General features: G+C 71.1%; 18 protein-coding genes. 9 read left to right on the top strand and 9 right to left on the bottom strand.

Annotated elements, in window-relative coordinates; genetic code table 11:
- Positions 1-79 precede the first annotated feature (79 nt).
- Entirely contained in the window at positions 80-2,632 is a 2,553-nt protein-coding gene (locus ACGFIS_RS23565; RefSeq protein ID WP_392972472.1) for a bifunctional FO biosynthesis protein CofGH, read from the top strand.
- A 64-nt stretch (positions 2,633-2,696) separates the two neighbouring features.
- Here ACGFIS_RS23565 and ACGFIS_RS23570 read toward each other — a convergent pair whose 3' ends face one another.
- The 3 genes from ACGFIS_RS23570 to ACGFIS_RS23580 all read right to left on the bottom strand — a co-directional run bounded on the left by ACGFIS_RS23570 (position 2,697) and on the right by ACGFIS_RS23580 (position 4,635).
- Positions 2,697-3,350: a DNA-3-methyladenine glycosylase family protein gene (locus ACGFIS_RS23570; protein WP_392972474.1), complete on the bottom strand. Its 654-nt coding sequence runs from the start codon at positions 3,348-3,350 to the stop codon at positions 2,697-2,699.
- 281 nt (positions 3,351-3,631) lie between these two features.
- On the bottom strand, positions 3,632-3,829 hold the full coding sequence (locus ACGFIS_RS23575; protein ID WP_392972476.1) for a DUF397 domain-containing protein: 198 nt from the start codon (positions 3,827-3,829) through the stop codon (positions 3,632-3,634).
- Complete coding sequence (locus tag ACGFIS_RS23580) at positions 3,826-4,635, bottom strand: Scr1 family TA system antitoxin-like transcriptional regulator (RefSeq protein WP_392972478.1); 810 nt, start codon at positions 4,633-4,635, stop codon at positions 3,826-3,828. The genes ACGFIS_RS23575 and ACGFIS_RS23580 overlap by 4 nt, the downstream gene beginning before the upstream one ends.
- 104 nt (positions 4,636-4,739) lie before the next feature.
- Between ACGFIS_RS23580 and ACGFIS_RS23585 the strand changes: the two genes are divergently transcribed.
- Positions 4,740-5,144 carry an ATP-binding protein gene (locus ACGFIS_RS23585; protein ID WP_392911915.1) on the top strand — a complete coding sequence of 135 codons (405 nt, stop codon included), beginning with the start codon at positions 4,740-4,742 and terminating at the stop codon, positions 5,142-5,144.
- A gap of 93 nt (positions 5,145-5,237) precedes the next feature.
- On the top strand, positions 5,238-5,738 hold the full coding sequence (locus ACGFIS_RS23590) for a hypothetical protein (RefSeq protein ID WP_392911913.1): 501 nt from the start codon (positions 5,238-5,240) through the stop codon (positions 5,736-5,738).
- Positions 5,739-5,760: 22 nt separating this feature from the next.
- On the opposite strand, the gene ACGFIS_RS23595 is transcribed toward ACGFIS_RS23590, so the two are convergent.
- The 3 genes from ACGFIS_RS23595 to ACGFIS_RS23605 form a co-directional block, all read right to left on the bottom strand.
- On the bottom strand, positions 5,761-6,828 hold the full coding sequence (locus ACGFIS_RS23595) for a sugar phosphate nucleotidyltransferase (protein WP_392911911.1): 1,068 nt from the start codon (positions 6,826-6,828) through the stop codon (positions 5,761-5,763).
- A gap of 38 nt (positions 6,829-6,866) precedes the next feature.
- Entirely contained in the window at positions 6,867-8,024 is a 1,158-nt protein-coding gene (locus tag ACGFIS_RS23600; protein WP_392911909.1) for a glycosyltransferase family 4 protein, read from the bottom strand.
- 211 nt (positions 8,025-8,235) lie between these two features.
- Entirely contained in the window at positions 8,236-8,940 is a 705-nt protein-coding gene (locus ACGFIS_RS23605) for a class I SAM-dependent methyltransferase (RefSeq protein WP_392911907.1), read from the bottom strand.
- 65 nt (positions 8,941-9,005) lie between these two features.
- Here ACGFIS_RS23605 and ACGFIS_RS23610 point away from each other — a divergent pair, with 65 nt between their 5' ends.
- Both ACGFIS_RS23610 and trxA read left to right on the top strand, forming a co-directional pair.
- On the top strand, positions 9,006-9,974 hold the full coding sequence (locus ACGFIS_RS23610) for a lysylphosphatidylglycerol synthase transmembrane domain-containing protein (RefSeq protein ID WP_392912139.1): 969 nt from the start codon (positions 9,006-9,008) through the stop codon (positions 9,972-9,974).
- A complete protein-coding gene (gene trxA / locus ACGFIS_RS23615; RefSeq protein ID WP_392911905.1) occupies positions 9,971-10,294 on the top strand; it encodes a thioredoxin in 324 nt (107 codons plus the stop codon). The genes ACGFIS_RS23610 and trxA overlap by 4 nt, the downstream gene beginning before the upstream one ends.
- Here trxA and ACGFIS_RS23620 read toward each other — a convergent pair.
- The 3 genes from ACGFIS_RS23620 to ACGFIS_RS23630 are packed head-to-tail and all read right to left on the bottom strand — an operon-like array spanning position 10,275 to position 14,571.
- Entirely contained in the window at positions 10,275-11,393 is a 1,119-nt protein-coding gene (locus ACGFIS_RS23620) for a glycosyltransferase family 4 protein (protein ID WP_392911903.1), read from the bottom strand. The genes trxA and ACGFIS_RS23620 overlap by 20 nt on opposite strands.
- Positions 11,394-11,397: 4 nt before the next feature.
- Entirely contained in the window at positions 11,398-12,438 is a 1,041-nt protein-coding gene (locus ACGFIS_RS23625; protein WP_392911901.1) for a glycosyltransferase family 2 protein, read from the bottom strand.
- Between the two features lie 39 nt (positions 12,439-12,477).
- Positions 12,478-14,571 carry a hypothetical protein gene (locus tag ACGFIS_RS23630; RefSeq protein ID WP_392972480.1) on the bottom strand — a complete coding sequence of 698 codons (2,094 nt, stop codon included), beginning with the start codon at positions 14,569-14,571 and terminating at the stop codon, positions 12,478-12,480.
- A 104-nt stretch (positions 14,572-14,675) separates the two neighbouring features.
- On the opposite strand from ACGFIS_RS23630, the gene ACGFIS_RS23635 reads away from it, so the two are divergent.
- The 4 genes from ACGFIS_RS23635 (at position 14,676) to ACGFIS_RS23650 (ending at position 21,887) form a co-directional block, all read left to right on the top strand.
- Positions 14,676-15,548, top strand: coding sequence for a TIGR03089 family protein (locus tag ACGFIS_RS23635; RefSeq protein ID WP_392911897.1), 873 nt, complete (start codon positions 14,676-14,678; stop codon positions 15,546-15,548).
- A 111-nt stretch (positions 15,549-15,659) separates the two neighbouring features.
- Positions 15,660-17,081: an LCP family protein gene (locus tag ACGFIS_RS23640; RefSeq protein WP_392911895.1), complete on the top strand. Its 1,422-nt coding sequence runs from the start codon at positions 15,660-15,662 to the stop codon at positions 17,079-17,081.
- A gap of 11 nt (positions 17,082-17,092) precedes the next feature.
- A complete protein-coding gene (locus ACGFIS_RS23645; protein ID WP_392911893.1) occupies positions 17,093-18,217 on the top strand; it encodes an acyltransferase family protein in 1,125 nt (374 codons plus the stop codon).
- Positions 18,218-18,338: 121 nt separating this feature from the next.
- Complete coding sequence (locus tag ACGFIS_RS23650) at positions 18,339-21,887, top strand: CDP-glycerol glycerophosphotransferase family protein (RefSeq protein ID WP_392972482.1); 3,549 nt, start codon at positions 18,339-18,341, stop codon at positions 21,885-21,887.
- Positions 21,888-22,046 lie beyond the last annotated feature (159 nt).

Here is a 22,046-nt window from a genome sequence, read left to right on the forward strand (position 1 = left end):
ATCCGGGGCTACCACACATGCCGGACAAATCGGGGCCCCGACGCGGTGCAAATTATGACGATTGGCATAGAGTGCCCGCATGGACGCCACGAGCTCCGCGCTTCGCCGGGCACTGGCCCGCGCGCGTGACGGCAAGACACTTGACCGATCCGAGGCCACCACACTGCTGCACGCCCGCGGGGCGCAGCTCGACGACCTGCTCACCTACGCCGCCCGCACCCGCGACGCCGGACTGGACGCCGCGGGCCGGCCGGGTGTCATCACCTACAGCCGCAAGGTCTTCATCCCGCTGACCCGTCTGTGCCGCGATCGCTGCGGGTACTGCACGTTCGCCACCGTCCCCCACAAGCTGGACTCCCCCTATCTGAGCCCCGACGAGGTCCTGGAGATCGCGCGGCAGGGCGCGGAGATGGGCTGCAAGGAGGCCCTGTTCACGCTCGGGGACCGTCCCGAGGACCGGTGGAAGCAGGCCCGCGAGTGGCTGGACGCGCACGGCTACGACGACACGCTCTCCTACGTCCGCGCGATGGCGATCCGGGTGCTGGAGGAGACCGGGCTGCTGCCGCACCTGAACCCCGGCGTGCTGACCTGGCGCGACTTCCAGCGGCTCAAGCCGGTCGCGCCGTCCATGGGCATGATGCTGGAGACGACCGCGACGCGGCTGTTCAGCGAGCGCGGCGGCCCGCACTTCGGGTCGCCGGACAAGGACCCGGCCGTCCGGCTGCGGGTCCTTGAGGACGCCGGGCGGACGAACGTGCCGTTCACGACCGGCATCCTCATCGGCATCGGGGAGACCGTCGAGGAACGCGCGGACGCGATCTTCGAGATCCGGCGGACGATGCGGGAGTACGGGGCGATCCAGGAGGTCATCGTCCAGAACTTCCGCGCGAAGCCCGACACCAAGATGCGCGACACCCCCGACGCGGAACTGGACGAGCTGGCCGCGACGATCGCGGTGACGCGGCTGATCCTCGGCCCGAAGGCCCGCGTCCAGGCGCCGCCGAACCTGGTCGCCGACCAGTACGCGCTGATGCTGCGCGCCGGCATCGACGACTGGGGCGGCGTCTCGCCGCTGACGCCGGACCATGTGAACCCCGAGCGGCCGTGGCCGCAGATCGACGAGCTGTCCGGGCAGACGGCCGCGGCGGGGTTCGAGCTGCGTGAGCGGCTGACGATCTACCCCGAGTACGTGCGGCGCGGCGAGCCGTGGCTCGACCCGCGGCTCATCGGCCACGTGGCGGCGCTGGCCGACCCCGCGACGGGCCTCGCCCGCGAGGACGCCGTCCTGGAAGGACGTCCCTGGCAGGAACCCGACGGCGGCTTCGAGGCGTCCGGACGGACCGACCTGCACACCGAGATCGACACGACCGGCCGCACCAGCGACCGGCGCGACGACTTCGACGAGGTGTACGGCGACTGGGACGCGCTACGCGACCGCATGGCCGCCCCCCAGCGCTTCGACGCCGACGTCAAGGCCGCTCTCGCGCGCGCGGAACAGGACCCTGCGGGCCTGTCGGACGATGAAGCACTGGCCCTTCTGCACGCCGACGGACCGGAACTCGACGCCCTCGCCAAGCTCGCCGACGACCTGCGCCGCGACGTGGTCGGCGACGACGTCACCTATGTCGTCACCCGGAACATCAACTTCACGAACGTCTGCTACACCGGCTGCCGGTTCTGCGCGTTCGCACAGCGCCGCACGGACGCCGACGCCTACACGCTGTCCCTCCGGCAGGTCGGGGACCGGGTGGACGAGGCGTGGGAGGCCGGCGCCACCGAGATCTGCATGCAGGGCGGCATCCACCCCGACATGCCCGGCACCGCCTACTTCGACCTCGCCCGCGAGGTGAAGAACCGCGCACCCGGCATCCACCTGCACTCCTACAGCCCGATGGAGGTCGTGAACGGCGCGTCCCGCGCGGACATGTCGATCCGCGAATGGCTGGAGGGGGCGAAGGAGGCCGGGGTCGACTCACTGCCGGGGACGGCCGCCGAGATCCTGGACGACGACGTCCGGTGGGTGCTGACCAAGGGCAAGCTGCCCACCGACCAGTGGGTCGAGGTCGTCACCACCGCGCATGAGATCGGACTCCCGACGACGTCCACGATGATGTACGGGCACGTGGACACACCGTCGCACTGGGTGGCGCACATCAAACTGCTCCGCTCCATCCAGGAACGGACGGGCGGGTTCAGCGAATTCGTTCTCCTGCCCTTCGTGCACCACAACTCGCCCATCTACCTCGCCGGGCTGGCGCGGCCGGGACCGACCGTCCGGGAGAACATCGCCGTCCATGCCTTGGCGCGCATCCTGTTGCACGGCGCGATCCCCAACATCCAGACGTCCTGGGTGAAGCTGGGGGACGAACTGTGCACGCGCGTCCTGCGGGGAGGCGTGAACGACCTCGGCGGCACGCTCATGGAGGAGACCATCAGCCGCATGGCCGGGTCGGAGAACGGTTCCTTCAAGGCCATCAGCGAACTGGAGGAGATTGCGGCGCGCGCGGGCCGTCCCGCCAAGCAGCGCACCACCCTCTACGGCGAAGTGCCCGCAGAGCGCGTGGAAGCATCCCGCAGGACAGACGGCATAGGCCACTTCGGCGCCCTGAACCTCACGCCCGTCTCTCGTTGATCTGCGGCATGCCGCCCTTGTCCGATCCTCCGCAAGGGCGGCACGCCGCGGGTGAACGCCATGTTCAGAAAGACCGGTAGTCCCGGACGGGCAGCCGGGGGCCGCGTCTCGGCGGGCGCCTCCCGGACGATTCCAGCAGCCGGGTGACCCGGTACCGGTGGCCGGCGTAGGGTTCCAGCAGTTCGAGCATCCCCGCGTCGTCGACCTTGCGTCCGGCCAGCGCCCAGCCGACCAGGCCGGGCAGGTTGTAGTCCCCGGCGGAGACGGCGTCGGGGTCGCCCACCGCCCGCTGCCGCACCTCGGCGGCCGTCCAGACCCCGATCCCCGGCAGGGACCGCAGCCGCGCCTCGCCGGGCTCCTCCTCCAGCCGCGCCGCGACCCGCGCCGCCCCGATGATCGTCCGCGCCCGGACGGCCTCCAGCCCCGACCGGTGCCACTCCCACGAGGGAATCCGGACCCACACCCCCGGCGGCGGCGGAACCCGCATATGCGGCGCCCCCGGCGCGGGAGTACCGAACCTGCGCAGCAGATACCCCCAGCCCCGCCAGGCCTCCTGCGCGAGGACCTTCTGCTCCATCACCGCGGGCACGAGCGCCTCGAAGACCCGCCCCGTCCGGCCGATCCGCAACCCGGGCCGCCTGCGCACCTGCTCCCGGACGACGTCATGCCGAGCAACGAACCCCTCGGGCACATCGCAGGCCCCCAGCAGCTCAGGCACCCCTTGGAGCAACCACTCGGCCCCGTCCCCCCAGGCAGTGGCCTCAACAACGTCCCCGACCAGCCGAAGCCGCAACGTTCCAGGCCCCTCAGGCGTGTACGAAGCGCGCCAGACGGACCCGTCCCGCTCCACCCGAAACGCCGGATCATGAGCCCCCCGCCGATGCGGCGAAAGCGTCCCCACAAGATCCAGCGGCCACCCCGGCCGCCACTCCCGAACCCGGCCGGGACGATGACCAGCGGTCGTCTCCCCGGCCACACCGAACGACGGGTCAGGCAAGCTCAAAGAGCCAACTCATCCCGCTTGATGCGGACGACCAGATCGGCGAAAGTTTCAAAGGGAAGCGCCAGATTTCCCGTCGCGGGGCTCTTGGAGTCCCTGACACCCACGGCCCCCGACAACCGAGCGACCTCCACACAATCGGAGTTGTCGGCCATGCCGCTGTGACTTGACTTCCGCCAACTGGCTCGGGGGTTCATCTCAAGGACTCCATCGTGCGCTCGATCAGTCGTCGCGAGGGGATCTCGGGCAGAGCCTGCGCGCCGATCTGCTCGAAGCCCTTTCCGAAAGTCCGCACCTCGGCGGTATCGAGCACCAGTCTGCCACTGCCCAGTGCATCGACATACGCGACATCGCCCTGTTCGAGAGTGAGGACCTTGAAGGCCCCCATGAGCCCGAAATATGCACCCGTCGACCGAGGGATCACGCGCACGACCATGTTGGGCATCTCGGTGAGCGTGAGGATCCTGGCCAACTGCGCGGCCATGACGCGGCGCCCGCCGATGGGACGATCGAGGACGGCCTGGTCGAGCATGACCCAGACGTCCGGCGGGTCCGCGCGGAAGAGGATCTCCTGCCGAGCGAGCCTCTGCGCCACCTGCTTCTCGATCTGCCTCGATCGGGCGGCGGTGAAGAGGGCGCGCGTGTACTCCTCCGTCTGGAAGATGCCGGGGACGATGGCGAGTTCGAAGATCCGCAGTTCGGACGCCACGGCCTCGTACTTCAGGTGCTGGCGGCGTCCGTTGAGGTCGTAGGCGCGGCGGGCGTACATCAGCAGGCGTTGGAAGTGGCCGCCGGTGTCCCAGCGACGGTCGAGGGCCTTTGCCTGCTCCTCGGTGAGCCTCCGCTCGTTCGCCTCGTAGTTGCATACGGTCTGCTTCGCGGCACCGATGACGCGCCCCAGCCGGGCCTGCGAGATGCCCTCCTTCTGCCGGAGTCTACGCAGGTCATGGGCCATCCAGTGCCAGTGCGAGTCCATCGGGTCGAGCGAGTCTGCGACACCCATCGGGGGGACCTCCTGGTATGCGATGTCCTCTGCTACCTACCGAACATACTTCCGGAGCGTCACACTATGAGCGCGAAACGTGAAATCCGTATCCGGAGTGCGAGGTGTCGATCACTGTGCGGCAACACGATGCTCGCGAGGAGTTCCGATGGGACCTGTTCCCAGTCCCGTCCTCGGTGGGTCTGGGCCGTGACCTGGCCGAGGTCCACCTGAACAAGTGGGGACTAGCGGCCATGGCCGACGACGTGACCCTCATCGTGAGCGAACTGCTCACCAACGCGATCGCGGCCGGTCATGGCATGGTCACGATGCGACTGCTAATCGACCCCGAAGCGCTGACCATCGAAGTCACGGACTCCTCTCCCAGCCGTCCCCGCCGCAAGCGGGCGACGGCGAACGACATCGGCGGCCGGGGCCTGCAGATCATCGAGTTCCTGGCCGAGAGCTGGGGCGACCGGCCGTCCCCGGCCGGAGGCAAGGTCGTGTGGGCCAGGTGCCCGCTCCCATGAACCCACACGAACGCCGGCGTGTGGATCTCCTCGCCTCCGTACAGCTCCTCGTAGACCTCGCGGAGGAAGTTGTGGAAGCCAGAGACCAGCTATGTGCAGCCCGGCCTGCTGGAAACCCAGCACGCCGACGTCCTACGCCGTCTGGGCGACCTGACCGCCGCCCAGGCCTACGTCGAGGAGTCCGTCCGCACCGGGAATGCGACGCACCTTCGAGGCCAAGCCCACCGCTTGGCGACGCTCGCCCAGGTCCAAGGGGAGCGCGGCAGCGCCGATGAGGCCGCCGCGACAGGGCAACGGATGCTGGAACCCCGCTGCTGCGGCGGCTCGCGAGGTAGAGGAGGAGACCGGCTGGCGGCCAGGTCCATGGAGCCACTGACGGTCGTCCATCCCACCCCGGGGATCTCCGACTCGCGGCATCACATCTTCTTGGCCTGCGGCGCCACCCATATCGGCGTTCCTGTGGATGACTGGGAGGCCGAGCGCATTGAGTGGGTGCCGCTCGCCGACATTCAGGGACTTGTCGAGGCCGGTGAGATCGTGAGCGGAACGAGCATGGCGGCGCTGCTGCTGGCGGCTGCGCGCCGCAAGCTGTAGCGCCGCCGGGTTGATACGGAAGTCAGGCGTCGGCGGAGAAGCGGACGGCGGTCGGGGGGAGTTCGATGCCGGGCCATACGCGCAGGCCGTGGCGGAGTTCGTTGCCGGGGCCCACGACCGCACCGTCACCGAGGACGACACCGTCCAGGACGGCCCCGGGGCCGACGCGGGCGCCCCGGCTGAGGACCGAATCGCGGACCGTCGCGCCCTCGGCGACGAACGCGTCGTCCAAGAGCACGCTGCCGATCACGGTGGCCCCGGCCTCGACCACGGCGTTGCGGCCGACGGTCGTGCCGCCGCGGACGACCGCGCCCGGGGCGACGCTCGCGCCGGTGAGGGTGAGCCGCTCGCCCGGCGTGCCCGGCATCGCCGGGGAGACGAGCGTCCCGAGGACCAGGTCGCGGGAGCCTTGGACGAACGCCTCGGGGGTGCCGACGTCCAGCCAGTAGCTGGATTCCACGTGGCCCATGACGACGGCACCGGACTCGATGAGGGCCGGGAACGTCTCCCGCTCGACGGACACGACCTCGTCCTCGGGGATCGCGTCGATCGCCGAGCGGCGGAAGACGTAGCAGCCGGCGTTGATCTGGTTGGTCACCGGATGGGGGGTCTTCTCCAGGAAGGCGGTGACGCGGCCCTGGTCGTCGGTGGGGACGCAGCCGAAGCGGGACGGGTCGTCGACCTCGGTCAGGTGGAGCGTCACCGCGGCGCCGGCCTGCTCGTGCAGTTTGACCTGGGCGCGGACGTCGTGCCCGGACAGGATGTCGCCGTTGAGGATCAGGACCGGGTCGTCGGGGCCGCAGGTCAGGGCACGCGCGGCGTTGCGGATGGCGCCGCCGGTACCGAGCGGCTCGTCCTCGCTCACATAGGCCAGGTCGACGCCGTGCGCGCGGGTGCCGAACGCCGCCTCGAACATCTCGGCGCGGTAGGACGTGGCGAACACGATGCGGGTGACGCCCTCGGCGTGCGCCCGGGCCAGCTGGTGGGCGAGGAACGCCACACCGGCCGTGGGGAGCAGGGGCTTGGGGGTGGAGATGGTGAGGGGGCGCAGGCGGGTGCCCTGGCCTCCCACCAGCAGGATCGCTTCCACTCGGTTCCTCTCTCCACCGGGGCGTGGTGCGAGCGAGCCTAGTGGGTGCGGGAGCCTCGGGATTCTTCGTGCTGGTCGACGGCTCGCCGGTAGGAGGCCAGGTGCGCCTCCGCGGACGCCGACCAGGAGAACTGCCGCGAGCGGACGTGGGCGGCGTCGGCGAGTTCGGCGCGGCGGGACGGGGCGTCGATGAGGGCGTCGAGGGCCGCGCCGATGCCGGGCGGGTCGGGTTCGGTGTAGGCGACCGCGTCGCCGCCCACCTCGGGAAGGGGCCCGCGGCGGGTCGTGAGGACGGGCGCGCCGCAGGCCATGGCCTCCAGGACGGGGAGGCCGAAGCCCTCGCCGCGGCTGGGGAGGGCGACGACCAGGGCGCCGCCGAAGAACCCGGGGAGGGACGGCCAGGGCAGGTAGCCGGGACGCACGACGCGCAGGTCCAGCGGGACGGTGGCGAGGGCGGCGTCGACCTCGTCGTCCCAGCCTCCGCCGCCCGCGAGGACGAGCGCCGGGGCGTCCGGGCGGTCCGCGCAGGACCGCACCCAGCCGCGGATCAGGTTCGGGACGTTCTTGCGCGGCTCCAGCGCGCCCAGGTAGGCGACGTAGGGGCGGCCGTGCAGGCCCAGGCGGTCGGAGACGTGCTTGATCTCGGCCTCGGAGGGCCTGTGGAACACCTTGTGGTCGACGCCGTGGTAGGCGACGTCGATGTTCGCGGGGTCGGCGGCCAGCAGCCGGACGAGTTCGTCGCGGGTCGCGCGGGACGGGGCGATCAGCCGGGTCGCGCGGCGGGCGGCGGTGCGGATCGCCGACTTGATGTAGGTGGTGCGGACCGGGTCGTGCGCCTCCGGTTCGGCGAACTGCGTCACGTCGTGGATCGTCACCACCGTGGGCAGCGCCGCGCTCACCGGCATCGTGTAGGTGGGCAGGTGGATGACGTCCGCGGCGACCTGCTCGGCGACGTGCGGGAGGCCCGACTGCTCCCACGCCAGGCGGGTGGCGCGGTGCGACAGGGCCGCCGGGCCGGCGACGATCCGCGCTCGGGGGACAAGGCCCCCGTAGCGTTCCTCGTCCGCGCGCTGGCAGACGACCGCCAGGTCCGCGCCCTGTGCGTGCAGGGCGCACAGCAGCCCGTCGACGTACCGCCCGAGCCCGCCGCGGTCGGCCGGCACGGCGGTGGCGTCGAGCAGAATCCGAGGCGCCATGGTCGCTCCCCCTCTCGCGGTGGCGTAGATCACTTTTTACTCTTCGAGCCTACGCCCGTGCGCACCCCACTCGGGGCACGTCGTTCAGCGCGTTTCCATCCGGGGGCCGCCCTGCCCCCCCGGAGAACTACCTGTCAATGTGGGGGCCGCCCCCCACACCCCCGGAGAACTACCTGTCAATGTGGGGGCCGCCCCCCACACCCCCGGAGAACTACCTTTTGCGCGCATGGATCAGGACGATGCTGCCGCGTTCGTTCGGGGCCTTGCGGTCGGCGAGGGCGACGAGGGGCGTCAAAGGCGCGGCGGCGTTGAAGCCGACCTTGCCGCCGTAGGTGGAAAGCGACAGGTAGAGGCGTTCCGTGGCGGCCGTGCGGAACTGGTAACTGTGCCGGACGAGGTCCAGGCCCCGCTCGTCCATCAGCTTGCCGAGGCTGTCGTGGGTGTAGGTGTGCTGGACGTGGTACTTGGCCTTGTGCGCGTCGCGCAGCTTCGGCCACGTGTCGGCGCGGCTCAGCACGTCGGCGGACATGAAGACGTCGCCACCGGGCTTGAGGACCCGCGCCATCTCGTCCAGGGATTTTCCGCCGTCGTCGAAGTGCTCGATCGCGCAGACGGACAGGATCGCGTCGAACGAGCCGTCGCCGAACGGCAGGCGCAGCGCGTCGCATTCGATCAGGGCGGGCGCGTGGGCGAGCGTCCGCCCGTACACCATCTTGGTGCGGGCGAGGTCGATCGAGACCGCGTCGGCGCCGCGTCTGCGCGCCCGTCCCGCCCAGTAGCCGTCGCCGCCGGCGACGTCGAGGACGCGCCGGCCGCGCAGGTCCCGCCCCATCCAGCCGAGGAGCGTCCCCGCCTCGCGGTACCGGCACACGTGTACCTGGTGGCCCATGAAGGCGACCACATCCGAGATCTTCATCGTTCCCAACTGTAGGCCGCGCGGACGGCTGCGATGTCGTGTTCGCCTACGCTGGGCGCGTGAAGATGAAGGTCGTCGCCGTGCGGGCGTTGCGCGTGTTCCTCGTGGTGCTCGCGCTGGCGTTCTGCGCCTACAGCGTGGCCTCCCAGTGGGACGCGACGGTGGACGCGTTCCAGCAGATGTCCTGGGTGGCGCTGGCCGCGGCGCTCGCCGTGGGCCTGGCCGGCCTTTTCGTCTGGATGCTCGGATGGCGGGAGTTCCTCAGCGGCCTCGGGTCGCCGCTGCCGGTGCGCGCCATCTTCCGGATCTCCGGGATCTCCCAGCTCGGCAAGTACGTCCCCGGCAAGGTGTGGGCGCTGGTGACGCAGATCGAGATGACGCGGGAGCACGACGTGCCGCCCGAGCGCAGCTTCGGGTCGACGCTGCTGGCGGTGGCGACGTCCACGGCGTGCGGGCTGGCGGTCGCGGCGGTGACGCTGCCGCTGACGTCGGTGGCGGCGCGGGAGACGTACTGGTTCCTGTTCCCGCTGGCGCCCGTCCTGCTGATCCTGCTCCACCCGAAGATCGTGACGTGGTCCCTGGGACTGATGCTCAGGATCATCCGGCGGCCGCCGCTGGAGCGTCCGGTGAGCCTGGGCGTGACGCTCAGGGCCGTCGGCTGGACGGTCCTCGGCTGGGTCCTGTTCGGCGTGCACACCTGGCTGCTGTGCATGGCCGTGGGAGGCGACGGGAAGGGCCTGCCGTTCCTCGCGACGGGCGCGTACGCGCTGGCGTTCGTCGCCGGGTTCCTCGTCTTCATCGCGCCGGGCGGCATCGGGGCGCGGGAGGCCGCGCTGACGGTGGTGCTGACGCCCGTGCTGCCCGCGGGCGCGCCGGTCGTCGTCGCGATCGCGTCCCGGGTGCTGCTGACCGCCGCCGACCTGATCAACGCGGGGGTCGCGTTGCTGCTCGGGCGCACGACGCCGGGCTCGGGGAATGAACCGCCGCCCAAGGAGCTTGTGAGGGGAACGCAGCCAACGAAGGAGGGACCGTGACGGCCCCAGTCACCGTGACCGACGCGACGTTCGCGGATGAGGTCCTCAGCAGCGACACCCCGGTACTGGTCGACTTCTGGGCCGACTGGTGCGGGCCCTGCCGCATGATCGCCCCGGTGCTCGAACAGATCGCCGCGGAGCAGGACGGCAAGATCAAGATCGCCAAGCTGGACTACGACGCGAACCCCGAGACGCCGAACAAGTACAACGTGATGGGCCTCCCGACGCTGCTGCTCTACAAGGACGGCGAGGTCGTCGAGCAGATCGTCGGCGCCAAGCCCAAGCGCGCCCTGATGAAGGTCATCGAACCCCACCTGTGAGCGCGTCGCCTGTGAGCGCGTCGAGATAGGCGGCCCACACCGGGCCGTGGTCGGCCGGGCGGACGCCGGAGCGCAGCCGCTCCGGCTCCCCCGGTGCGTAGAACCGGCCCAGCGCGTCCGTGAGGGACGCCACGTCGCCGGGTGCGCAGATCAGGCCGTCGACGCCGTCGCGGACCTGGTCCGCGAACCCGCCGGCGTCGGTGGCGATCACCGGCAGGCCGTACTCGTGGGCCATCCACACGTTCTGCGACGCGGTGGCCGTCCGGTACGGCAGGACGAGCGCGTCGGCGGCGGCGAACAGCCCCGGGACGTCGGCGGCCGGGACGTAACCCGGGCGCAGCTCCACCCGCGAGGCCAGGTCCAGCGACCGGACGAGCTCGCGCGTCTCGTCCAGCCCTCCCCAGAACTCGCCCGCGACGGTCAGCGCCACGTCGTCCGGGCCTTCGGCGAGGGCGCGCAGCAGGACGTCCAGCCCCTTGTACGGGCGGACGATCCCGAAGAACAGCAGCCGGCGCCGCACCTTTCCGCCGCCCCCGTCGCCGGACGGGCGGGCGGCCGCCACGGGCAGGTGCGCGGGCATCTCCGCGACCCTCACGGGACGCCCGGTGAGCGTGCGCGCCAGTTCCGCCTGCGCCTCGGAATGGACGAGGACACCGTCGGACTTCCGCAGCAGCCGTCTCATCAGCGGCTCGTCGTACGGCTTGCGTTCGTGCGGCAGGACGTTGTGGCACAGCGCCACCACCGGGGCGCCGCGCCGGAGCCCCGACAGGATGCCCAGGTAGGACGGCACCTGAACCGGGCTCAGCACCGCGAGGACGACGAGATCGCAGGCGCGCAGGCCGCGGCCGGTGCGCCACCAGCCGTCCGGGCGGCGCCAGTCGAGCCGGTGCCGGGTGCCGGGGAACGGCTCCCCCTCCGGCTCGGAGATCGTCTGCTGCCCCGGGTACAGGAACCCCGGGTACTGGGCGCGCCACGACTCGATGACCACGTCGTGGCCCGCGGCGGCCAGCCGGTGCGCCAGCTCCGTGGTGTGGTGGGCCCCGCCGCCCTTGTAGGGGAACGCGGGCCCGACGATGGCGATCCGCCGTTTTCCGGGCATCCCGCTAGACGTCGCCGCGCGACCGGACGATCAGGTCGGCGAGCAGCGCCAGGGACGCGATGATCAGCCCCGTCACGAAGATCATGATGGTGTTGTTGGCGAAGTAGCCGAAGTGCACCACCATGTCGAACACGCCCTTGAGCAGCCCGATCACGATCAGCCACAGCGCGGGCGGCATCAGCACCTTGAGCGGGTTGAAGTACATGACCATCCGCAGCACCTGCAGGATGTAGCGGTAGGCGTCCTTGGTGAAGTGGAACTTGGACTTCCCGGCCCGCTTGGCGTAGTCGATCGGCATGTAGTGCACCGGGTGCTGGTTCGACAGGAACGCGATCGTGATCGTCGTGACGCAGGAGAACCCGGGCGGCAGCAGCCGCAGGTACGGCAGCGACACCTCGCGGCGGAACGCGCGCAGCCCCGAGTTCAGGTCGGGGATCCTGCTGTTGGTGAGCCGCTCGGCGACCTTGCGGATGAACCACTTGGCGGGCACCCGCAGCGCCTTGTGCGAGCCCTCCTCGCTCGTGCGCGCCCCCACGACCTGGTCGACGGACGGGTCGGTGTCCAGGAGGTCCACGAGCTCGGGGATCCGCTCGTTGGGGTAGGACATGTCGGCGTCCGTCCACACGACGATCTCGCCGCGGGCCTGCTGGGAGCCGATGCGCCGCACCGTGCCCGACCCGCTGTTGTGCTGGAACGCGATGACCCGCATGTGCGGGAAGCGGGGTGCCGCCTCCCGCAGCCGCGCGAGCGTCGCGTCGGTCGAGCAGTCGTCGACGGCCAGCAGCTCGTAGGTCTTGCCGCCGCCGTCCATGGCCGCGCAGATGCGCTCGACCTCGTCGATCACGTGGTCCTGCTCGTTGTAGCAGGGCAGCACGATCGTGACGTGGACCGGGCCGGACTCCGGCTCGGCCCGCTCCGGCGCGGGCCCGGGCTCGGGCTCGGGTGGCGAGACCTGGGACGCCGGGGCCTGCGGCCCGGGCGGGGCCTCGGGAGCGGGCTGGGCCATCGTCTCGGCGGACTGGGTCTCGGCAGACTGGGTGCTCACGCAGCGCGAGGATACTCGCCCCGGCGCGCTTGGGCCGCCTCAAGCCGGGGAGGGCTCGGCGATCCAGACCTCCATGGCGAGCCCCCAGGTGCTGCCGGGCGGCTCGGTGAGCGTGCGCCCGTCCTGCCGGGTCTTCAGCGACAGGACCCGGGACGGCCGCCCGTACGGGGCCACGTCCCTCGCCTTCGCCCCCATGATCACCGGGCGGCGTCCGGCCTCCCGGACCTTGTAGATGACGCGCCGCAGGTCGGCGGGTGTGGCGGCGTCGGTCGTGCGCGCGGCGGGCACCCCGCACATGCCGCGGACGACCTGCAGGAACCGCTCGGCGGTGGAGCGTTCGACGACCACGACGGAGTCGCCCGGCTTCAGCGCGTCGCACATCCCGTCGACGGCGGCCACCTCGTGCTGCTCCGTCCTGGTCACCAGGTAGCCGCCGGACGTCAGCACGACCGGCACCAGCATCAGCGCGACACCGGCGATGGCGCCGGTCCGCATCGCCCGCGGCGAGTAGCCGAGCCGGCGGACGCGCCGCACCGTCCACGCCGACGCGAACACGGTGAACAGCAGCAGGCCGGGGATGACGAGGCCGATCAGCCGGCGGGACGCCCACGGATGGTCGGGGGTGATCCCCGGCCGGATCAGCACCTGCGTCGTCGTCCAGACGATCATCGCGTAGGGCAGCAGCCACTCCGGGGACCGCCCGCGCATCAGCCGCCGCACCAGCAACGCGGCACCGAACGTCGCGAACAGCAGCGCCGGGACGCCGATGTACCAGGCGACCCAGTGGAGGGAGTTCTCCGAGTACTGGCGGGTGCCGTCGACCGGAAGTTCCTGGATCCGCTGGATCGTCTCGATGAAGCGGACGTTCATCTCGTCGTCCTGCGTGGCCGGGGGACGGCGGACGGTCTGCACCAGCGGCCGGAGCGCGAACCCCAGCATCACCAGGACGGTCAGGACGGCCGCCGCCCCCGGCAGCCGGCCGCGCGCGACCGCCGCCCCGGCGCGGCGCAGCCGCGACCCCGTCACGTCCCAGCGCAGCAGCACCACCATGACCGTCGTCGCCACGAGGATCGCCACCGTGATGGCCAGCAGCGGCGCGAGCGACGCGTACAGGTAGGCCAGGTACGGCAGGGACAGCGTGAAGCCCTCGGTCAGCCCGGCGCCGGCGCCGAGCAGCAGGCCGGCGGCCGTCCAGTAGCCGATCCACCGTGTGCGCGCCACGCAGAACCCGGCGAAGACGAGGACCGGGAGGACGTCCCGCAGCCCGTCGATGCGGACCAGGACGATGAGGCCGAGCGCCAGGCCCGCGAGGAACGCCTTCAGGTCGGCGTGCCGTCCCGTCTCGCGCCGGGAGTCGTGCATCAGCGACAGCCCGCCCAGCAGCAGGACGATCGCGGGCAGTTCGCTGAAGGTGCTGCGGGACACGTAGAGCATCGGCAGCGTCAGCGCCAGGAGCAGCGCGCCCGCCGGAGCCCAGCGGGGCCCGACGAGGCGGGCGACCAGACCGGCGAACGTGAGCACGCAGCACGCGCCGAGCAGCGGCGCCATCAGCAGGATGCCGTGGGTGCCGCCGATCCAGCCGCCGGGCGCCAGCACCAGGGGCAGCCCCGCCATGAACTGGGGGACGATCGCGCCGTCGTGCTGGTAGAAGGCGGGGCTCTCGAAGAAGAGGACGCCGTCGGGGCCGCCGAACGCCTGCTCCATCAGCGGGATCGGCAGCGACCCGTGCTCGGCCAGCCACGTCGCGAACTGCACGTAGGAGGCCGGGTCGCGGCGGACGATGATCTGCTCCGAGCTCATGACGATCTGGAGCACCAGGAACGCCGCCGTGATGCCGAGGACGGCGGCGACGGTCCACCACGGCACCGCGTCCCCGGCGCCGCGGGTGTCGTCACGTGCGTCGTCGGTGGCGCCGGTGCCGGTGTCATCGCCGGTGTCATCGCCGGCGTCGGTGCGCGGCCGGGACCGCAGGCCCAGCCACAGCACCAGGGCCGCCGCGGGCACGAACAGCGCGACCGCCGGGACCGGGCGGAACACGCCCGCCATCAGCAGCGGCAGCGACACGGCCGGCCACGCCACGATGAGCAGCGTCGGGATCACGGTCACCCGCACGAGTAGCCGACCCGCGTTCATGTTCTCGCCTCGTGCTCGTCCGTCGACTCGTTCACCCGTGCGGAGCGTAGCGGTACCGGCAGGGTGCCGCCCCGCGCTTGATCATGTGGGCATACGCTCGGCCCATGAGCGCACACGCCGGGAACGCGGCCGGGCCCGCGGAGCTGCTGCGGCGGCGGGTGGCGGACGACCCGTCCAACCCGCTGGTGACCTTCTTCGACGACGCGAGCGGCGAACGGGTCGAACTGTCCGCGCGCACGTTCGACAACTGGGTGGCCAAGACGGCGAACTTCCTGGTGGACGGGCTGGCCGCCGAGCCGGGCACGCGGGTCGTGCTCGTCCTGCCGCCGCACTGGCAGACCGCGGTGTGGCTGATGGCCTGCTGGTCCGCCGGGCTCGTGGTGGAGCCGGTCGACCCGGAGACGTTCCGGCGCCGCGGCGCTTCCGAGGCGGCGGGCGCCGCCGAACCGATCGGGGCGGCGGGGCCGTACATCCTGGCGGCGGCGCAGGAGGTGCTGGACGACGTGATCACCGACGAGGTGCTGTCGGGCGGGGCCGAGGAGATCGTCGGGTTGTCGCTGCACGCGCTGGGCGGGCCGCTCAGCGAGTGCCCGCCCGGCGTGACCGACTACGCCCTGGAGGTCCGCAGCTACGGCGACCGGTTCGTCCCGGGCCCGGAAGTGACGCCTGAGACGCCCGCGATGAGTGTGACAAAGACCACACTCACCGCCGCGGAACTCGTGGGCGCCGGCCGCGCCGTCGTCGAAGAATGGGAGCTCGACGCACGGGACCGGCTCCTGGTTGACATGTCGTTCGCCACACTCGACGGGGTACTGACGGGCCTGCTTGCACCACTAATCTCGGGTGCTTCCGTCATAATCCAACGAAACTTCGACAAATCGACACTAGATCGTCGTGTGACCGTGGAGCATGTGACGGTGGTCGCCGGTATGCCCGGACCCGATGACGAATCCGGGCACCTGCGACGGCTCGCCTGACCTACGCTCTCCCTTGCCCTCGTCCAGCACCCGACCCCGGAAAGCGGGCGTACGCCTTGTGGGGGACGTCCCCACGCCCCTGGAACTGCCTAGACCCGGACCTCGGAGCCGATGAACAGCAACCCGATGTACATGGAGTACGTCGACGACGTCGATCCCCAACCGGCGCCTCGTCGTGGCTGGCGCATCCTCGGATGGGTGTGCATCGGACTGTCGGTCGTCATGGTCGCCGGATCCCTCGCCGCCTACGGCCTGTACCGCCAGGCGTTCGGGAACATCTCCCACGAGGACGTCAACGCCCAGCTCGGCCCCGACCGGCCGAAGAAGCTGAACGAGGCACTGAACATCCTGCTGCTCGGCTCCGACACCCGCGCGGGCGGCAACGCCAAGTACGGCCGCTCGCTCAAGAACGAACCGCCCCGCTCGGACACGATGATCCTGCTGCACCTGTCCCCCGGCGGCGGCCAGGCGATGGGCATCAGCTTCCCCCGCGACCTGATGGTCCGGATGCCGTCCTGCAAGGGCAGGAACGGCCAGACGATCCCGGCGCAGTCGCGGGCCCAGATCAACTCGGCGTTCACCAACGGCGGCGCGGCGTGCGTCATCAAGACCATCGAGAGCATCTCCAACATCCGCGTCGACCACTTCATGCAGGTCGACTTCAACGGCTTCAAGGCGATCACGTCCGCGATCGGCGGCGTCCCGGTGTGCCTGCCGAAGGCCGTCAACGACCCCAAGTCCAAGCTCAGGCTGTCCAAGGGCAAGCACAACATCAAGGGTGAGCAGGCGCTGGCCTACGTGCGCGTCCGGCACGGCCTCGGCGACGGCTCCGACCTCGACCGCATCAAGCGCCAGCAGAAGTTCATGGGCGCCCTCGCCAGCAAGGCGATGAGCGCGGGCGTGCTCAGCAACCCCAAGAAGCTCATCAGCCTGATGAACGCGGTCACCGAGTCGCTCACCACGGACAAGGAGCTGACGCCGCAGGTCATGATGGACATCGCCCGCGAGATGCAGGGCATGACCTCCGGCAAGCTGCGCTTCGTGACCGTCCCGTCCGGGCCCGACCCTCAGGACCCGAACCGGGTCGCGCTCAGCGACACCGCCCAGCCGTTCTTCGCCGCCGTCCGCAACGACAAGACCGTGCCCAAGGAGCCCAAGCCGGGCGCCACGAAGATCCCGCCGAGCCAGGTGCGGGTGCGGGTCTTCAACGGCAGCGGCATCAACGGCCAGGCGGGCCGCGTCGCGGACGACCTGGAGTCGCAGGGCTTCCAGGTCACGGTCGGCGGCAACGCCCCTTCCGCCACATCCGCCACCAAGGTGCTGTACGGTTCCGGTGCCGACCAGCAGGCGCAGACCCTGGCGGGGCTGATCCCCAGCAAGCCGCAGCCGGCGGCGCGCGGGGAGGGCGGCACGCCGGGCGTCGTCGACCTGGTCATCGGACGGAACTGGACGAACCTGAAGAGCGCCGGCGCGGGGATTCCCAAGCAGCAGGGCGAGATCCGCGCCAGCGACGACATCTGCAAGGAGACCTGACCGGGCAGCCCATGACCTACACCACCAGGCCATCCGGCGCCGAAACGGCACCGCCCCCGCACGGGGCGGCAGCGGCGCCCGGTGGCACCGGGGTGCAGGAGACCCGCCCGCGCAAGCAGCGTGACCCGTTCTTCGACAACGCGAAGTACTTCGCGATTCTGCTGGTGGTGATGGGACACGCCATCGCCAACGTGCGGTCGGACGTCCCCTTCGCCAAGGCCCTGTACATCTTCGTCTACATGTTCCACATGCCGCTGTTCATCGTGATCACCGGCTACCTCTCCAGGAACTGGACGTTCTCCACCGGCAAGGCGCGCAAGCTCATCACCCATGTCGGCGTGCCGTACGTGACGTTCGAGATCGCCTACGCGCTGTTCGCCTGGCTGGCGGGCGGGGAGAGGCTGGAGTTCAGCCTGCTCCAGCCGTACTGGCTCATGTGGTTCATGTGCGCGCTCTTCCTCTGGCGCCTGTCCACGCCGGTGTGGCAGCAGGTCCGCTGGCCGCTCGCGCTGGCCGTGGCGTTCTCGCTGCTGTCCTACATGAGCGACCTCGGCGGGGCGTTCAACATCCACCGGGTGCTCGGTCTCCTGCCGCTGTTCGTCCTCGGCCTCTCGCTGAAGCCCGAGCACTTCGAGATCCTCAAGAGGCCGATCGCCCGGCCCATCGGCGCCGCCGTGCTGGCCGGCGGGCTGGCCGTCGCGTTCTTCGCCAAGGACCGCATGTCGGAGGACTGGGTCTACTGGAAGAACCCGTACGCCGAACTCGGCGTCGGCAACGCCGCGGGCACCGTGATGATCTCGGCCATGTTCATCTGCGCGGTGGTGCTGGTCGCCGCGTTCCTCGCCGTCGTGCCCCGCAAGCGCTACTGGTTCAGCGCACTCGGCGCCACGACGCTGTACACGTACCTGCTGCACGGGTTCGTCGTCCGGCTGCTGGACTACGCCGGCTGGTGGGAGGCGGCCTGGATGCACACGCTTCCGGGGACGTTCGTCATCATCGCCGCCTCCGCCGCCGTCGGCACCGCACTGTGCGCCGGCCCGGTCGTCCGCACCATGAACTGGGCCCTGGAGCCCAGGATGACGTGGGCCTTCACTCCGCTGCGCCGGCCTGACGGCCGCCCCGGGCGACTCCGGTGAGATAAGCGGTAACCACGTAGAGCGAGCATCGGTCGGATACCATCCGTACGGTTTGTCCGCCGCGTTCGTCCAGCCGTAGAGCGGAATCCCCCATCTTGCCGCGCCCTGCCGGAGAGAGTCGTTGTCGCCGCTTCTCAGCATCGTCGTTCCGTTCTACAACGTCGAGGACTACCTCGGCGCCTGCCTGGAGTCCATCGCGCAGCAGACGCTGAGCGACCTGGAAGTCGTCATGGTCGACGACGGTTCGGCCGACACGAGCGCGACGATCGCCAAGGAGTTCGCGGACCGTGACGGCCGCTTCCGCCTCGTCCGCCAGCGGAACCAGGGCCTCGGCCCGGCGCGCAACACCGGCGTGCGGCACGCCCGCGGCCGCTACCTCGCCTTCATGGACTCCGACGACATCGTCCCCCGCTACTCCTACGAGCTGATGGTGGGCTCCCTGGAGCGAACCGGCTCGGACCTGTGCTGCGGCGGCGTGCGGCGGCTCACGTCCGCCGGGCCGCGCCCGTCACCGATGCACACCGAGATCTTCCTGACCCCGCAAGAGCGGACGCACATCACGCGGCGGACCGGCCTGCTGGGCGACCGGACCGCGTGGAACAAGCTCTTCCGCAAGGACTTCTTCGACGCGCACGGCTTCCGTTTCCCGCCCGGCCTGTACGAGGACGCACCGGTGACGATCCCGGCGCACTTCCTCGCCGAGGCCGTCGACGTCCTGAGCGATGTCGTCTACTACTGGCGGGAACGCGAAGGGGAGTCGCAGTCGATCACCCAGCGGCGCACCGAGCCGGGCAACCTCGAAGACCGGGTGCGGACCGTCCGGGCCGTCAACGCCTTCCTGCACGACCGGTCACCGGAACTGTGGCGCCTCCAGATGACCTCGGCGCTGTCCGGGGAGCTGCCGCTGTACGTCGACGTGGCGGGCGAGGGCGGCCCCGAGTACCGGAAGCGGCTGCGCACGCTGGTGACGGCCATCCTGGACGAGGCCGGCGACACCGCACTGCGCGACCTGACGGCGCTGAAGCGGCTCAAGTACCACTTCATCGCCGCGGGGATGTTCGAGGAGCTGCTGGAGCTCATCGGCTTCCAGCAGGCCCGCATGTTCACCGCCGAGGTGGAGCGCAGGGACGACCGCTGGTATGCGCGGTACCCGTTCTTCGGCGACCCGGAGCGCGCGGTCCCCGACGAGCTCTACGACGTCACCGACGAGCTGAGCCTGCGCGGCCGGGCCGACGAGGCCCACTGGGAGGACGGAAAGCTGCACATCTCGGGCCACGCCTACATCACGCGCGTCCCGATGACCGATCCGGACGCCGGGCCGGAGGCGTGCCGGATCCGGGTGTGGCTGAAGCACTCCCGTTCGGACCTGCGGGTGGAGCTGCCCGTGCGGCGTACCCGCCGTCCCGACGTGTCCGCCGACGCGCGCCGGGCGGCCGCCGACTACGACTGGGCCGGGTTCGCCGTCGCCGTCGACCCGGCGGACCTGGGCGCCGGACGCCGGCGTCTCCGCAGGCTGCTCGACCGGCGGCCGCCGCCGGAGACGCTGCGCGCGGGCACCTGGGAACTGCACGCCGAGGTCACCGCGCCGGGCGGGCTGCGCCGCGCCGGGCAGCTGCGGGGCCCCCGGCGCAGCAGCGTGCGCTGGGCGAACGCGTGGCACCCGTCCCCGGACGTGTCGATCCGGCCGGTCACCACGCCCGACGACCGATTCGGCGTCCAGGTGAAGAGGCTCGTCGCGCACGTCACGGCGGCGCGCGCCGAGGACGACGCCATCGTGCTGGACGGCCGCGTCCCCGGCATCGACGCCGCCGCGTCCGGTGAGCTGGTGCTGGCCCGGCAGCAGGGCATGGCCGAGGCGCGGCTGCCCGCGGACGTCGCCGCGGACGGCGGGTTCAGCGCGCGGGTGCCCGTCGACGTGCTCGTCTCGCACGGCGCCGAGACCGCCGCGATGCTGCACGTCTGGGTGACCGAGGGCCTGGACTGGAAGGCTTCGCTGCAGGTGGCCGGGCATGCCAAGCCGGTCAGGCTCACCATCGGCGACGACGTCGAGCTGCGGCACTCCCTCGGCACCGACGAGATCGTCGTCACCCGCACCAGGTTCGGCAACCTGCGCGTCCTGGAGCGTTCGCGGCGGCCGGCGGTGACCGGGGCGGAGTGGACGCGGGACGGGCGGCTCGTCCTCACCGGGGAGATGGCCGGCGCCGGACGGCCGGACCATCTGCTGGTGCGGCTGCGCGACGGCGGCGACACCCACCGCTTCCCCGTGACCTGGGACGAGCGGGGCTTCACCGCGGAGCTGTCCCCGGCCCGGATCCCGCGCTTCGGCGACGAGCTGCCGCTGGCGAGCGGGCACTGGGGGTTCTTCGCCCCGGCCGCCGGGGGCGAGGTCGCGGTCGCCGTCGCCCGCTCGTCCGTGGCGGGGCTCCCCGAGCCGCGCGTGATCGGCGTGCACTCGTTCAGGCTCGCCGCCTACCAGGGCGACGCGCTGCGCCTGGAATCGCTTCCCGCGCTGGACGACGAGGAGCGCGGCGTCCACGGGCTGAAGCGGATCACGCTGCACGACTACCCCCGGTACCTCTCGGAGCCGCTGCGCGACCTGGCCGTGTTCGAGAGTTTCCGCGGCCGGCAGTACTCCGACAGCCCGCGCGCCGTCTACGAGGAGATGGCGCGGCGGCGTCCCGGCCTGGAGTACGTCTGGGTCACCAGGGACGGCCAGTTCACCGTCCCCGAGGGCGTGCGGACCGTCCTGTACGGCAGCCGTGAACATTTCCGCGCCCTGGCCCAGGCGAAGTACGTCGTGGGCAACGACCCGATGCCCGAATGGTTCACCAAGCGGGACGGCCAGCTCTACGTCCAGACCTGGCATGGGACTCCGCTCAAGCGCATCGGCCACGACATCGAGCGGCCCCAGTTCCGCAACGCCCAGGACTATCTGCGCCGGTTCGGCCTCGACGTCGCCCAGTGGGACGCGCTGGTGTCGCCCAACCCGTTCAGCACACCGATCATGAAGCGCGCGTTCCGTTTTGACGGTGAGGTCATCGAGTCCGGCTACCCGCGCAACGACCTGCTGGTCCGCGGTGACGCGGTGCGGGCGGCGCGGGTCCGCGAGCGGCTCGGGATCTCCGCCGGCAAGACGGTGGTGCTGTACGCGCCGACGTGGCGCGACGACCAGGTCCGCCCCGGAACGCACAGCATGGACCTGCGGCTCGACCTCGACGCGGCGCGGAGCGCGCTCGCCGGCGACCACGTGCTGCTGGTGCGCGGCCACTTCAACCTCGGCGGTGGGGTCGCCGGCACCGACGGCTCGTTCGCCGTCGACGTCAGCCGTTACCCCGACATCGCCGAGTTGTACCTGATCTCCGACATCCTGATCACGGACTACTCCTCGGTGATGTTCGACTTCGCGGTGACCGGCCGCCCGCAGCTGTTCTTCACCTACGACCTGGAGCAGTACCGCGACCGGCTGCGCGGCTTCTATTTCGACCTGGAGGCCGAGGCGCCCGGCCCGCTCTGCCGGACCTCGGCGGAGGTCATCGAGGCGGTCCGCGCCGCCGGGACGGCGATGCCGGTCCACTCCGACCGCTACGAGGCGTTCCGGAGCAAGTTCTGCGCGTGGGACGACGGACACGCCGCCGCCCGCGTCGTGGACCGCATGCTGGGCCACCCGTAGGACGGCCCGGCCCCGGCCCGGAGGGCGTGAAAACCCCGACTCCGTGACTTCGTGGGAACCGATCGTGGTCACCAGATACGATCGGTTCCGGCCGTGACGGCCCGAGCATGCGGATCAGGGGGCACGCGCATGCCGTGACCGGTTCCCATATCGAGGTTG

This window comes from Spirillospora sp. NPDC048824 (assembly GCF_043198455.1).
Taxonomy (GTDB): Bacteria; Actinomycetota; Actinomycetes; order Streptosporangiales; family Streptosporangiaceae; genus Spirillospora.